The following is a 12881-nucleotide window of genomic DNA, read 5'->3' as shown; positions in this document are numbered from 1 at the left end:
GATCCCCGTCACGCCTTGCACAGATCGGCGGTCTTCAGCTCGGCCGGCGGGATGGTGTCCGCGCCGAAGCCGTACTCGCCGAGCAGCTGCACATACCGGCCGCGGTCCGAGACGATTTTCTTCAGCTCCCGGTTGAAGGCGTCCCGGACCTCCTCGCTGCCCTGCCGGAACACCGCGCCACCGGGGCTGTACTGCTTCACCCCGTCGACCTCCGGCACGAACGACTCGGTCACCTCCAGACCGCTGTTGTTCTTGGCGAGCCAGTTCAGCGAGATCCCGGTCAGCAGAAACGCGTCGATCCGCCCGGCCTTGACCGCGTCGGCCCCGTCCTGCGGCTTCTGGAGCGTCTTCAGCGAGCCGTCGGGGATCCCGGCGCCGGTGGCGTAGGTCTTCTCCACCGCGCCCGACATCACCCCGATGGCGGCACCGGACTCCTTCGCCGACGCCAGATCGGTGAGCTTCTTCGGATTGCCCCGCTTGACCAGCAGCGCGGTCGGCGAGATGAACTCCGGGTCGGAGAACAGCGCCTTCGCGCAGCGCTCCGGAGTGATCGCCATCCCGGCGCTGATCACGTCGTACTTGCCGGCCTGGAGCCCCGGGATCAGCCCGTCCCACTCGGAGAACGTCGGCCGCAGCTCGGCGACGCCCAGCGCCTTGAAGATCTCCCGGTGCAGCGTCGGCGCCTCCCCCTTGAGCTGCCCGTCCTCCTCATAGCCGTACGGCGCCTCATTGGCGTAGGCGACCCGGATGTGGCCCTGCTCCCTCAGCTTGTCCAGCCCGGCCGCCGCACCGCCCGTGTCGGTCTTGCTGCACGCGGTCAGCAGCCCCGGCACCGCGAGCGCACCACCGACGGCCGCCGTTCTGGTGAGGAAACCCCTGCGGGACGGATGGGGGATGACGGACATCGACGTGCCTCCAGATGTGGTGCCTGTGAACCGGTCGCGACCAGTTCCTCCGCCTGCCCGACAGCGGCAAGCTATGCCCGAACCCGGTCCGATGTGACGAAACAGTCACCGAAATGAGACCTTTACGTTTTCGCGCACCCCGGAACGCGGATCGCCGCCAACCAGGTGACCCTGGAGGCGACGGCGTGCCGGACGGGTACCCGGGCAGTGGAGCGGGAGACGCTGATGCGCAGCAGGAAGGTTGGACATGACCGCACTCGGATTCCTCCACCCGGGCGACGCCCCCGCGGACGACTACCCGCGTATCGAACAACTGCTCGGCAGTGATATCCGGCTGGACGTCGTCCCGACCGATCTCACCGAGCTGGAGCCCGGCGACCGTCTGACGGCCACGGCGGAGCGGCTCCGGCTGACCGGTGCCGAGGCCGTCGTCTGGACGGGCCCCGCCCCCGCCGACCCGGGCGCCGCCCGCGCCCAGGTCCGCACCCTGGCCCTGGCCGCCGGGATGCCCGCCTCCTCCACCCCGCTGGCCTTCGTCAACGCGGCGAAGGAGCTGGGCGCCACCCGGGTGGCGGTGGCCGCGACCGGCCCCGACGCGGAAACCGCCCGCTTCACGGAGTTCCTGACCGCCGCGGGCCTCCAGGTGACCCGGGTCGCCACCGGCACCCCGGACGGCGACCTCCGCGCCCTGGCCGACGAGGCCCTCACCCCCGAAGCCCAGGCCCTCCTCCTCCCCGACCCCGCCCTCCAGGCGGCGGCCCATATCGACCCCCTGGAGGCCCATGTCTCCCTCCCGGTCCTCACCACCAGCCAGACCACGGTCTGGGAGGCCCTGCGCCTGACGGACCGCCGGGTCAATTCCCCGGGCCTGGGCTTCCTCTTCACCCGCGAACCGATCGTGCAGGTGTAGCGCGCGGAATAAACGGAGACAGTCCCCTGTTAGCCGGGGGAACTGAACCCGACGCACCCCCGGAGGCCCCCGTGGTGGCACAAGACATCCCCGGCACACCCCACGGCACCGCCCCGGTGCCCCTCTCCGTGCTGGATCTCGCCACCGTCTCCGCCGGCAGCACCGCCACCGACGCCCTCCGCACCAGCGTCGCCCTCTCCCGCCTCGCGGAATCCCGTGGATTCCACCGCTACTGGGTCGCCGAACACCACTCCATGCCCGGCGTGGCCAGCACCTCACCGGCCGTGATCCTGGCCCATCTCGCCGCCCACACCACCCGTATCCGCCTCGGCTCCGGCGGCGTCATGCTCCCCAACCACGCCCCCCTGGTCATCGCGGAGCAGTTCGGCACGCTGGAGGCCCTCGCCCCTGGCCGGATCGATCTCGGCCTCGGCCGCGCCCCCGGCACGGACGGCCCCACCGCCGCCGCCCTGCGCCGCACCGACACCCTGAACGAGGGCGCCGACGACTTCCCCCAGCAGCTCGCGGAACTGATCCGCTTCCTGGACGACGACTTCCCCGACGGCCACCCCTACCGCCGGATCCACGCGGTCCCCGGCCCGGTCCAGGGCACCGCCCCCGGCGGGGTCCAGTCCCCGCACCGCCCGCCGGTCTGGCTGCTCGGCTCCTCCGGCTTCAGCGCCCGGCTGGCCGGAATGCTGGGCCTGCCGTTCGCCTTCGCCCACCACTTCTCCGCCCGCAACACCGTCCCCGCGCTCGATCTCTACCGCGAGTCCTTCAAGCCGTCCCCGGTCCTGGCGGAGCCCTACGCGCTGATCGGCGTCAACGCGCTCGCCACCGAGGACCCGGCCGAGGCCCGCCGCCAGATCCGGGCGTCCGCGCTCGGCATGGTCCGGCTGCGCACCGGCCGCCCGGGGCTGATCCCGACGGCCGAGGAGGCGGAGGCGTACGCGTTCAGCCCGATGGAGCAGGACTTCATCGACTCCTGGAACGCCGACATCGTCCACGGCACCCCGGACGAGGTGCTGGCCGGGCTGAACGACGTCCAGAAGCGCACCGGCGCCGACGAGCTGATGATCACCGGCAACACCCCGGACAGCGACCTGCGGCTGCGCTCCTACGCGCTGATCGCCGACGCCTACGGCTTCCCCGGCGGCGACAGGTGAATTTCACTTCCGCAACCCAGTTGCGGAAGTGAGATCCGCCTACCCCTCCGCCGGTCCGTCCCGCCTACCCGTTCCCGACCGCCGCCTGCCCCGACCCCGCCGTGCTCGGGCTGGGACTGGGGCTGGGGCAGGTCAGCAGTTCGGCGATCCGGTCCGGCGGCACCGGCCGGGAGTACAGCCACCCCTGCCCGGTGTCGCAGCCGATCCGCCGCAGCCGTCCGGCCTGCGCGGAGGTCTCCACGCACTCCGCCGTCACGGTCAGCCCCAGCCGGTGGGCGAGCTGGATCATGGCCTCGACGACCACCTCGTCGGCGGGGTTGGTCCCGGCCGCGCCCGCCTCCCGCTCCTCGTACTGGAAGCCCCGGACGAACGAGCCGTCCAGCTTCAGCACCGACACCGGCAGCCGGCTCAGATAGGCGAGATTGGAGTACCCGGTGCCGAAGTCGTCGATGGCGATCCGCACCCCCATGTCGCTGAGCGACTGGAGAGCCTGGAGCGGGCGCCCGGAGGAGCCCATCACCGCGGACTCGGTCAGTTCCAGCTGGAGCAGATGCGGGGCGAGCCCGGTCTCGGCGAGGATCCGGGCCACATCGGCGACCAGATCCGAGTCCCACACCTGCCGCACCGCGACATTGACACTGACGAAGATGGGTTCCTCGTCGGGGTGGTCGAGCTGCCAGCGGCGGGCCTGGCGGCACGCGGTGGCCAGCACCCAGCGGCCCAGCGGCACGATCGCGCCGTCCTCCTCGGCCAGGGTGATGAAGCGATTCGGCGTCAGCATCCCGAACTGCGGATGGTTCCAGCGCACCAGCGCCTCCACCCCGCTCAGCCTGCCGTCCGCCATCCCCACCAGCGGCTGGTACTCCAGGACGAACTCCCCGCGCTCGATCGCGGGCCGCAGGGTGGAGGCGAGCGCCTGACGGGTCATCCGGTGGGCGTTGCGCTCCGGGTCGAAGAGGGTCCAGCGGTCCTTGCCGTCGGCCTTGGCCCAGTACAGCGTGGTGTCGGCGGCCTGCATCAGGCCGGTCGCGCTGGTCCCGGCCGCGAGCCGCTCGACCACCCCGATCGACGCCGACACCGACAGCCGCCGCCCGGACAGGTCGAACGGCGCCTGGAGCGCGGTGAGCACGGACTCGGCGAGATCGGCGAGCTGCTCGGTGCCGGTGGAGTCCTCCACCAGCAGCGCGAACTCGTCGCCGCCGAGCCGGGCCACCAGGGGCGCGCTGGCCCGGGTGTGACCGGCGGCGTTGGCGCAGCGGGTGAGCCGCTGGGCGACGGCGGTCAGCAGCCGGTCGCCGATGCGGTGGCCGAGGGTGTCGTTGATGGCCTTGAAGCCGTCGAGGTCGAGATAGCACAGCCCGATCCGCCCGGTGCCGCCGGTGACCTCAGGTTCGGCCTCCAGCGCGGCGGTCAGCCGCTCGAAGAACAGGGTGCGATTGGGCAGCCGGGTCACCGGGTCGTGCATCTGCAAGTGGCGCAGCCGGCCCTGGAGTTCGCGACGGGCGCTGATGTCACCCGCCGACAGCAGGACGCGGTGCGGATCGCCGGGCAGCGGGGCCACGGTGATCTGCACCCAGACCGCGTGTCCGTCGTCGGGGTGCTTGAGCCGGCGGGTGCAGCGCAGCCGCGCCTGCCGTCCGCGCAGCACCTCGCGGTAGGCGTGCCAGGTGCGGGCGTCGGAGGTCAGGTCCATCAGCTCGGCGGCCGTCTTCCCGGTCAGCCGCTCCGGCACGATGCCCAGCAGTTCGCCCAGCGCGTCATTGGCGCTGACCACCAGCCCCTCGCCGTCCACCACGGCCATGGCGAGAGGCGACGACACGAACGCCGAACGATAGGGGTCGCCGGGCCCGCGCGGGCTTCCGGCGGGAGTATCAGCGCTCACTCCGGCACCCCCCGTACGTCGAGCCTCTTTGTGCTCACTCTCTGTGACGGCCGGCCGGATGAGGTCTGCCGCGGGCGTCGGCCCTTCGGACGTTCCGCTCACCGCTCGCTCCCGCAGTGCACTCGATCCGCTCGATCTCTGTCCGGGCAGGAAAGTGTCAGGAAAGTGTGCCGATCATAGAGGTTGGTCCCCGGCCCTTCCAGCCACTGTCCAGTGTCGCGGATTGCTCCACTGTCCTGACAGATCGTTTCTGCCCGTGCGGGGACCGGTTTCCACAACCACCGACCGATTGTGACGGACCGTGAACATTCCCGGGGTGTCGACCCGGCGAGTGTGACCGGCCCCTCACCCGGCCGGGGTAGACAAACAGGGCATACAACCTGAAATTCCCACAGGCTGGGTGCGGTGTCCCCTGAACCGCTCCCGGAGGTACCTGTGCCGCGTCCGCTTCCGCGCCCCCGACTGCGCAGCACCGCGGCCGTGTTCACCGTCCTGTCGGCCGTCGCCGCCACCTCCTTCATCACCGCTCCCTCCATCGCCGAGCCGTTCGCCGCTTCCCCGTGCGCCCTCGGCCGCACCGACGCCCACCACTCCGAGGGCCTGGACACCTGGAACGCGGCCTATCCGAAGCCGGCCCGTGCCCTGGACGCGGTGATGATCTTCCTGTCCTTCCCGGACGCGGCCCCCCGCACCACCCCGGCCGAACTGACCGCCGATCACTTCCCCGCCACCTCCGACTTCTTCGCCCGCGCCTCCTACGGCCGCTTCACCCTGCGCGCCCACCCGCAGCGCCAGTGGATCCGTATGCCGCGCCCCTCCACCGCGTACGCCATACAGCGTGACTGGAACGCCGCCCATCGGGCCGCCTATCTGCGCGACGCCCTGGCCGTGTCCGACGGCCGGGTCGACTTCTCCCGCTACGACGTCGTCTACTTCGTCGCGGATCCCGACGCCCCCGGGGTGGACTCCGACGCCACCAAGGTGGTGAACCTGGACACCCCGCTGCGCGCCGACGGCACCGACATCCGCCGGGTGGTGACCGTCTTCGAGCAGCATCCGCCGGACCGGCTGGTACTCGCCCATGAGACCGGTCATGTCTTCGATCTGCCCGACCTCTACCACCGCCCGGTCGACGGCCGGGGTGACTGGGACACTCATGTCGGCGACTGGGATCTGATGGGCAGCCAGTTCGGACTGGCCCCGGATCTCTTCGCCTGGCACAAGTGGAAACTGGGCTGGCTGGACGACCGCCAGGTGGCCTGTGTCCCCGGCACCGGCCCGACCCGGCTCACCCTGGAGTCCCTCGGCACCGGCCCCGGCACCCCGGCGACGGCCACCGCCGGCTCCCCGGCCTTCGGCACCGGCCGCGGCACCAAACTGGCGGTGGTCCGCACCGGCCCGGACAGCGCGCTCGCCTTCGAGGCGCGCGGCGCGGTCGGCAACGACGCCACCACCTGCCGCCAGGGCGTCCTGGTGTACCGCGTCCAGTCCGACGCCCCCTCCGGCACCGGTCCGGTCCGGGTCGTCGACGCCCACCCCGGCTCGGAGTCCTGCTGGCGCAGCTCCGTCTACCCGCCCCTGGCGGACGCGCCCGTCGAACCGGGCGAGAGCTTCACGGTCCCCGGGGAGCGGGTCACGGTGAAGGTGGAGGACCGGACCCCTACGGGGGCCTGGACGGTCAGAATCACCCCGGCCGACTAGCTGGGCGCACAGCAAAATGACGGCCGGTCCGCGTTTCCGCGAACCGGCCGTCACCGATGTCGTGCGCCGCCAGGGACTCGAACCCCGGACCCGCTGATTAAGAGTCAGCTGCTCTAACCAACTGAGCTAGCGGCGCCTGCTGACGTCGTAGACCTTAGCACCCTGCTCCTGAGGAGGAGAAATCGATATCCGCACGGTGGCGCGGGCGGCCCGTACGGCGGCCCAGAGCAGCACCTCGGGGCCGGGCAGCCAGGGGTGGCGGGTGTCCGGGGCGACCAGCCAGCGGTTGTCGAAGGGGCCGTGGCAGCCGTCGGCGCCGATGGGCGCCGGGACGGTCACGGCGTCGCCGGTGCCATGACACAGCAGCGGCGGAATACCTCCGGTACGGCCGCCCCCGTCCGGGTCGTCGCCGTCGCGGGCGCCCCACTCCTCCCAGTGCAGCAGCGACGGCAGCCGCTGGGCCGTGCCGGAGGCGGCGAAGAGCAGCACCCGGCCCCGGTAGACGGCGACCGGCCCGGAGCCGGGCCCGTCGTCCCACAGCCGGTCCAGCATCCGGCGGCCGAACACCACGGGCGCGCTCACCACGTCGAAGACGGCGCCCCGCAGGGCAGGACGACCGGTGCGTCCGGATGCTCCTGCCAGACGGCGAGCGTGCTGCGCGGATAGGCCCCGGCGGAGGCGAGCCAGGCGGCACCGTCCGGGGTGACCCCGGCGACATCGGCACCGTGCCTGCTGTCGGCGTCCTCAGTACCGGAGGGACCGGGGGGACCGGAGGGGCCGGAGGGGCCGAGGGGGGAGGGAAAGGCGGCGAAGATGGCGCTGGACGCGGTGCTGGGTGCGGTGCTGGTGGGGGGTGTGCAGAAAGGTTCATTCCCGGCGCGGCTCATGACATCCAGATCTACCTGCTGTGAGCGGCCGGTCTCCATGAGTTGCCGAAAATCGGGACAGGGCCCACCTGGGGGCGGTATCTTGCCCGGCTGGCATATGCGGGGGGCTTGTTGCCGGGGGCTGCGAGGCGCGGACGCCTCCCCCCCCTCAGACCGGATCCACGTGCTCCCGCCCGCCCTCCGCGCCGCTCATCAGGTCCCGGCCGAACTCGACCATCTTCTTCGCGTAGTCCTCGGTCCACTCGGCCCGCGCGGCGATGTCCGCCGGGGTCAGCCGGTCGAACCGGCGCGGATCGGCCAGCTGGGCCGCCGCCATCGCCTGGAACTCGACCGCCCGGTCGGTCGCCGCCCGGAACGCCTGGGTCAGCTCCGTCGCCCGCGCCAGCAGCGCCCGCGGGTCGTCGATCGACTCCAGGTCGAAGAAGTGCTCCGGATCGGCCGCCGCCTGCATCGGTTCGAAGAGCAGGGGCGCGGGGCGTAGCCGCGGCTCCTTGCGGCGCGGCGTGGGCTCCGCCATGTCGTTCCTCCCGGTCTCGCGTTTCCGCTCGGTTCGGTGGTGCCGGTCTGTCCGTCTTGCTTGCCTGGGCCTGCGGTGCCGTCCCGGTTCGGGTGCCCGGTTGGCTGCCCGCTCCGGCTGCCCGCTCCGGGTGTCCGGTTCGGGTGTCCGGTTCGGTCCCGGTCTGGTTGCCCGATCCGGGTGCCCGGTCTGGGCGTCCGGTTCGGGGTCGCTGGTCCAGGGCCGCTGGTCCGGCTGCCCGGTTTCGGGTCGCCGGTCCGGGGCTCCGGTCCGCTGTTCGTGCTGCGTGAGGGGCGCACCCGCACGCGAACGTCACGGGCCACCGTCCATTGTCCCGCGTGAGCGCAAGAGGGCCCGCCGTCCCGCACGTCACATCCGCCACAACACGGCGGCGGGGCGGGGGCTTCCGGGGTTGTCCCGGGTGCCGCTGTCCGGGGCAGTGGGCAGTGGGCCGTGCGTGGGGGCGCGGCGGCGAGGGTACCTATGACCGGCGTAGGCCGGTTACCGCCGGGGGACGGCTGGGGACGGCTTCCGGGCGGGCCGGATCGGCGACGTGGTCGTCGCGGCTGGGTGAGCGCGCCGCGCGCGGGGCCGTCAGGGACCACCCCGGCGCGTTGGGCCGGACGGCGACGGCGACGGCGGTGGGCGCCGAGGGTGGCCGTCGGCAGAGCCCGGCGCTCCAGGTCACCCGGTGCTCCCCCGGAGGGGACAGCACCGCGCGCTTCGCCTCTCAGCCGCCCGGGGCGGTGGCCGTCGCGACTGTCCCCAGCCGCGCCAAGGGGCGGCCGGGGATCACCCGGGGCCGGGCGGAGCCGGTCCCGTCGCGACTGCCCCAAAGGCCATGCCGGGGCCCGCGCATCGGGCGGGCGGCGACCCGGACCCCGGCGACGTCGATGGCCCCTCGCGGCTGCCCCCGTAGGCCGACCCCAGGGCGGCCAGGGGCCACCCCAGGGGCGTTGGGCCCGGCGGCGGCGTTGCAGCCGACCGGGTCGATGGCCGTCGGCGGAGCCCGGCGCGGAGGCGCGGTCTCCAGGTCACCTGGTGTTTTCGCCAGAGGGACAGCACCGAGTGGTGCCCAGACGGGACAGCACCGAGTGGTGCCCAGACGGGACAGCACCGTGTGGTGCACGGCTCAGACGCCCAGGGCGTCGGCCGGCGACGGTGGCCGACGAGGCCGTCCCCGTAGGCCGCACCCGGCGGCTTCCAGGCGCCACCCCGCCGGCGCTGGCCGGACGCCGACCGGAGGGAGGTCCCCGCGTCTCACGGTCTCCACGTCACCCGGTGTTCCCCCAGATGCGACAGCACCGCGTGGTTCGCCTCCCAGCCGTCCGGGAACTTCACCAGCGTGCCCAGCTGCACCGGCTCGGTCGACGGATAGGCGTCGAGGAGGTCGGCCACGCCCGCCCGGCACACCACCACACAGGCGTGCCGGTGGCGCGAGGCGAGGACGCACAGCCGGCCCGTCTCCAGATGGAACGCGGTGGCGTCCGGGCGCCCCGACAGCGGATGCAGCACCACCGTGACATCGAACTCCATGCCCTGGAGCCGGTTGGCCGTGTCCACCGTGACCCCGGTGACGCCCAGCTCGGCGAGGGCCGCGCGGACGGCCGCCGCCTGGTCGCGATGGGCGGTGCCGACCGCGATCCGGGAGGCCGTCAGTGCCACCGGCTCGGACGACCGCTCCGACACCGCCGCCCCGCCCCGGTCCAGGAGCCGCCGGACCACCATGGCCACCGCGCGGACCGCCTCCGGGTCCGTGCGCGGGGTGTGCCGGGGCGGCAGCTCCAGCAGGCCCCAGCCGGACTCGGCCGCCGCGTCGATCACCCGGTCGGGGCCGGAACCGTCGGCCGGGACGGCGAACGTCAGCCGCCGGTCGTCGTGGCCGGTGCCGCTGCGGAACGGGGTGTAGGGGTAGAACGCGTCGGAGACCAGCGGCGCCGCCGACGCCGGGAGGCGCCAGGAGACCGGCAGCCGGTGCTGCGGCAACTGCGGATTGTGCGCGAGCAGCGTCGTCACCGCCGAGGCCGACGGGTCGTACGACAGGCCCGCCCACTGCTCGCCGCCCACGATCGAGAACGGGTCGAGCTGCCCGGGGTCGCCGACGAACAGCGCCCGCTCGAAGAGTCCGGCCACCGCCAGCAGCGAGTCCGAGCGCATCTGGTACGCCTCGTCGACGATCGCGTGCCGCCAGGGCTCGTCCACCGTGACATGCGCCCACTTCGCCGCCGTGGAGATCACCACCGGCAGCCCTGCCAGATCGGCCGCCTTCGCCGACGTACGGACCTGGTCGAGCGGGTCGAGGGCCTTGTCGTAGGGGTCGGTGTCGCTGCTGTGGAGGCGGCCCACCGGGAGGTCGGGGCGTTTGTCGGCGAGGCGCAGCACCAGATCGTCGACCTGGGCGTTGGTCTGCGCGACCACCATCAGGGGGCGTCCGGCGTCGGCGAGTTCCAGGGCGGCGCGGACCACGAGGGTGGACTTCCCGGCGCCGGGCGGGGAGTCGACCACGACACCGCGCTCGGTGCCACGCAGGGTGTCGGCGAGGATCGCGTCCGTCGCGCGGGAGGCCGCCGCGCCGGGGTCGAGCGGCACCGGGGCCGGGGCTGCGGTGGTCACAGGACGTCCTCCTCGGTGACCGGGTCGGCCGCCGGGACGGCCGTCTCGTCCGGCGGTCCGCCATGGGTCCAGGGGGTGTCCTCCGGCTCCGGGAGCCGCGCACCCCCGCGCTGCTCGTGCTCGAACAGGGTGAAGCACACCCGGTCGCCCTTCTCCGGCACCGACCCCTCCTCGGGCTCCTTGCCCCGCCCCATCTTGTCGACGATCCGCACCACGACCAGCAGCGGCCCGTCCTCCCCATCGTCATCGTCATCGCCATCGGCCTCGTAGCCGACGAACTCCGCCGCCTGCGGTTTGCCGCCCAGCGAGCGGAACGCCTTGGCCCGCTCGCCCAGATACGGCCGGTCGTCCGTACGGACCGTGACCAGCGGGCGCGGACTGGGGCGCTTGCCTTCGCTGTACGCCATGACGACGTCCACGACCTCGCCCGCGAACGCCTCCCCGGCCAGCCGCCGCCCGGCCATCACCAGCGGATCGTCCAGCGCCTCCTGGGCCTCCAGACGGGCCTGTTCACGCTCACGGGTGGCGAGTTTGTTCGCGGCGGTCACCGCGTCGTCGTGGCGCGGCTGGGGCGGCTCGCCCGCGATCACGCGGTCGCGGTGGCCGGTGAAGGACCAGCGGTCGCGCGTCCACCGCTCGGCGACCCGCGCCCCCTCCGGCAGCTCCCGCAGCAGGTCGAGACCCCGCCACACCGCGTTCCAGGTGGGCCGGGTCCGGGACTCGACCAGGGCCCGGATGTCCCGCTCGGCGGCGGTCACCTCCCGGAGCCGGTCGTCGGCCTCCAGTCCGTCCTCGGCGGCGGCGAAGGCGGTACGGGCGCGGTCGTAGCGGTCGATGGCCGGGGCGAGCAGCTTGTTGTCGAACGCCGGGTCGGTGGCCGGTCCGGCGGGCGGACAGCGCAGCTGGCCCTCGCGGTCCCGGTCCAGCTCCGCGCGGAGCGCCGCCTCGGCGCCGGACGCGCCGCCGGGCGGGTCGAGCCAGGCGAGCAGCGCGCCCAGGTGCTGGTCCTCCATGCTCGACTGGCCGGTGGCCCAGTGCCGGGCCAGCAGATCGGTCATACCGAGCAGCAGCGAGGAGCCCGGCACCCGGGCCCGCTCCCCGTAGTGGGTCAGCCAGCGCCCGAGCAGCGGCACGCGCGGGGGCGCCGGATAGGGCGCCTCGGGGTCCTGCTCGGCGGTCCGCCGGAACCGCGTCGAACGGCCCAGCAGCCGGACGTACGCGATACCCGCGCGGTTCGGCACGATCAGCTGCGGGGCGTCCGCGCACAGGTCGACCTGGACCTTGACGCGTTTGCCGGTCTCCGGGTCGGTCTCGGTGCGCTCGGCGGCCTCCACGGACTCGGCGTAGGCGTCGATGTACGGCAGCACGATGTCGGCCAGCTCGGCGAGGAACGCGAACCGCAGCTCGCGGTCGCGCGGCTGGGGCACGGTCAGCAGCCGGGGCGCGTCCCGGTCGGTGCCGACCAGCGCGCCGAGCGGCGCCCCGGCCTCACCGGCGGTGGTGAGCGGCACGAACACCAGGGGGTGCGGGGACACCTGCCGGTGCCGCACGGTCGCCGCGGCCTGAGCCCGCCCGCTCCGTACGGCCTCCAGCCGCCCCAAGGCGGAGATCAACGACATCCCGACGCCTCCCCGCCCATCCCTGAACCCGCGCCGGGCGGGACCTGACCGCCATGGCTCCGGACGTCCCTGAGCGGCGGCCCCTGCCGGCCCACCGGGCCAGCGCCCGGCGCCGACGACCAGGCCACCGCCCTGCTCGGCCCCAGGCCGGTCCCCGGGCCCGTGCCCGGCGAGGTGGCCCGGAGCCGATCCGTCTCCGCGCCTGGCGTATCGCCTCCGGCGCCCAGGAGCGGCGGTGGCCCGGCTCGCTCCGGTACCGCGCCGGTGCCTTCGCCTGCGGTGCCGGTCCCGGCAGCCGCGTCCGGCGAGTTCCGACCGGTACCGCTCCTGGCGTCCGTGAGCGGCGGACCCTGCCGATCCACCGGGCCGGTCCCCGCGCCCGGCGAGGTCCCACCAACACCACTCAGGGGCGGACTCTGCCCGCCCCTCGGGCCGGTCCACGGGTCCGTGAGCCGCGAGGCTCCTTCGCCCACCGCGCCGGTCGCCGCCCCCGCGCCCGGCGCGGAGCGGGCGGCCCCGAGCCGATCCGCCCCGGCCCCGCCGGGATCGTGTACGCCGCTCAGCGGCGCCCCGGTCCGCTCGCCCGCCGTGCCGGTGGCATCCGCCGACGCCGGAACCGAAACCCCCGCGTCGGCCACCGGCAATCCCGCGCCCCCCACGTCGGCCACCGGCAACCCCGCG

8 protein-coding genes, 1 tRNA gene and 1 pseudogene are annotated in these 12881 nt (G+C 73.7%); 3 read left to right on the top strand and 7 right to left on the bottom strand.

Annotated features, from left to right (window positions below; translation table 11 throughout):
• Positions 1–8 precede the first annotated feature (8 nt).
• Entirely contained in the window at positions 9–905 is an 897-nt protein-coding gene (ehuB, locus tag ABZX40_RS37535) for an ectoine/hydroxyectoine ABC transporter substrate-binding protein EhuB (protein WP_355738753.1), read from the bottom strand.
• 247 nt (positions 906–1152) lie between these two features.
• Here ehuB and ABZX40_RS37530 point away from each other — a divergent pair, with 247 nt between their 5' ends.
• Both ABZX40_RS37530 and ABZX40_RS37525 read left to right on the top strand, forming a co-directional pair.
• Positions 1153–1815, top strand: coding sequence for a decarboxylase (locus ABZX40_RS37530; RefSeq protein ID WP_355738756.1), 663 nt, complete (start codon positions 1153–1155; stop codon positions 1813–1815).
• A gap of 71 nt (positions 1816–1886) precedes the next feature.
• On the top strand, positions 1887–2981 hold the full coding sequence (locus tag ABZX40_RS37525; protein ID WP_355738759.1) for an LLM class flavin-dependent oxidoreductase: 1095 nt from the start codon (positions 1887–1889) through the stop codon (positions 2979–2981).
• Positions 2982–3045: 64 nt separating this feature from the next.
• Here the strand turns inward: ABZX40_RS37525 and ABZX40_RS37520 are convergent, their stop codons facing one another.
• Positions 3046–4965 (bottom strand): EAL domain-containing protein, encoded by a 1920-nt coding sequence (locus ABZX40_RS37520; RefSeq protein ID WP_355738762.1) that lies wholly within the window; start codon positions 4963–4965, stop codon positions 3046–3048.
• Between the two features lie 333 nt (positions 4966–5298).
• Here ABZX40_RS37520 and ABZX40_RS37515 point away from each other — a divergent pair, with 333 nt between their 5' ends.
• A complete protein-coding gene (locus tag ABZX40_RS37515) occupies positions 5299–6564 on the top strand; it encodes a M6 family metalloprotease domain-containing protein (RefSeq protein WP_355738765.1) in 1266 nt (421 codons plus the stop codon).
• A gap of 62 nt (positions 6565–6626) precedes the next feature.
• Here ABZX40_RS37515 and ABZX40_RS37510 read toward each other — a convergent pair.
• The 5 genes and pseudogenes from ABZX40_RS37510 to ABZX40_RS37490 all read right to left on the bottom strand — a co-directional run bounded on the left by ABZX40_RS37510 (position 6627) and on the right by ABZX40_RS37490 (position 12200).
• Positions 6627–6700, bottom strand: a tRNA-Lys gene (locus tag ABZX40_RS37510).
• Positions 6691–7379 (bottom strand): annotated as a pseudogene (locus ABZX40_RS37505) (hypothetical protein). Before ABZX40_RS37505 ends, ABZX40_RS37510 begins: the two are co-directional and overlap by 10 nt.
• A 220-nt stretch (positions 7380–7599) precedes the next feature.
• The gene (locus tag ABZX40_RS37500; protein ID WP_355738768.1) at positions 7600–7968 is read right to left on the bottom strand and encodes a hypothetical protein; all 369 of its coding nucleotides are present in this window, start codon (positions 7966–7968) and stop codon (positions 7600–7602) included.
• A gap of 1260 nt (positions 7969–9228) precedes the next feature.
• On the bottom strand, positions 9229–10581 hold the full coding sequence (locus ABZX40_RS37495) for an AAA domain-containing protein (protein WP_355738771.1): 1353 nt from the start codon (positions 10579–10581) through the stop codon (positions 9229–9231).
• The gene (locus tag ABZX40_RS37490) at positions 10578–12200 is read right to left on the bottom strand and encodes a hypothetical protein (RefSeq protein WP_355738774.1); all 1623 of its coding nucleotides are present in this window, start codon (positions 12198–12200) and stop codon (positions 10578–10580) included. The genes ABZX40_RS37495 and ABZX40_RS37490 overlap by 4 nt, the downstream gene beginning before the upstream one ends.
• Between the last annotated feature and the right edge of the window lie 681 nt (positions 12201–12881).

Source organism: Streptomyces sp. NPDC004610 (assembly GCF_040609715.1).
Taxonomy (GTDB): domain Bacteria; phylum Actinomycetota; class Actinomycetes; order Streptomycetales; family Streptomycetaceae; genus Streptomyces.
This window is presented reverse-complemented; position numbering and strand designations above follow the sequence as displayed.

Coding starts and splice junctions, on each gene's coding strand:
- ehuB (WP_355738753.1), bottom strand. CDS start 905: ATGTCCGTCATCCCCCATCCGTCCCGCAGGGGTTTCCTCACCAGAACG.
- ABZX40_RS37530 (WP_355738756.1), top strand. CDS start 1,153: ATGACCGCACTCGGATTCCTCCACCCGGGCGACGCCCCCGCGGACGAC.
- ABZX40_RS37500 (WP_355738768.1), bottom strand. CDS start 7,968: ATGGCGGAGCCCACGCCGCGCCGCAAGGAGCCGCGGCTACGCCCCGCG.
- ABZX40_RS37490 (WP_355738774.1), bottom strand. CDS start 12,200: ATGTCGTTGATCTCCGCCTTGGGGCGGCTGGAGGCCGTACGGAGCGGG.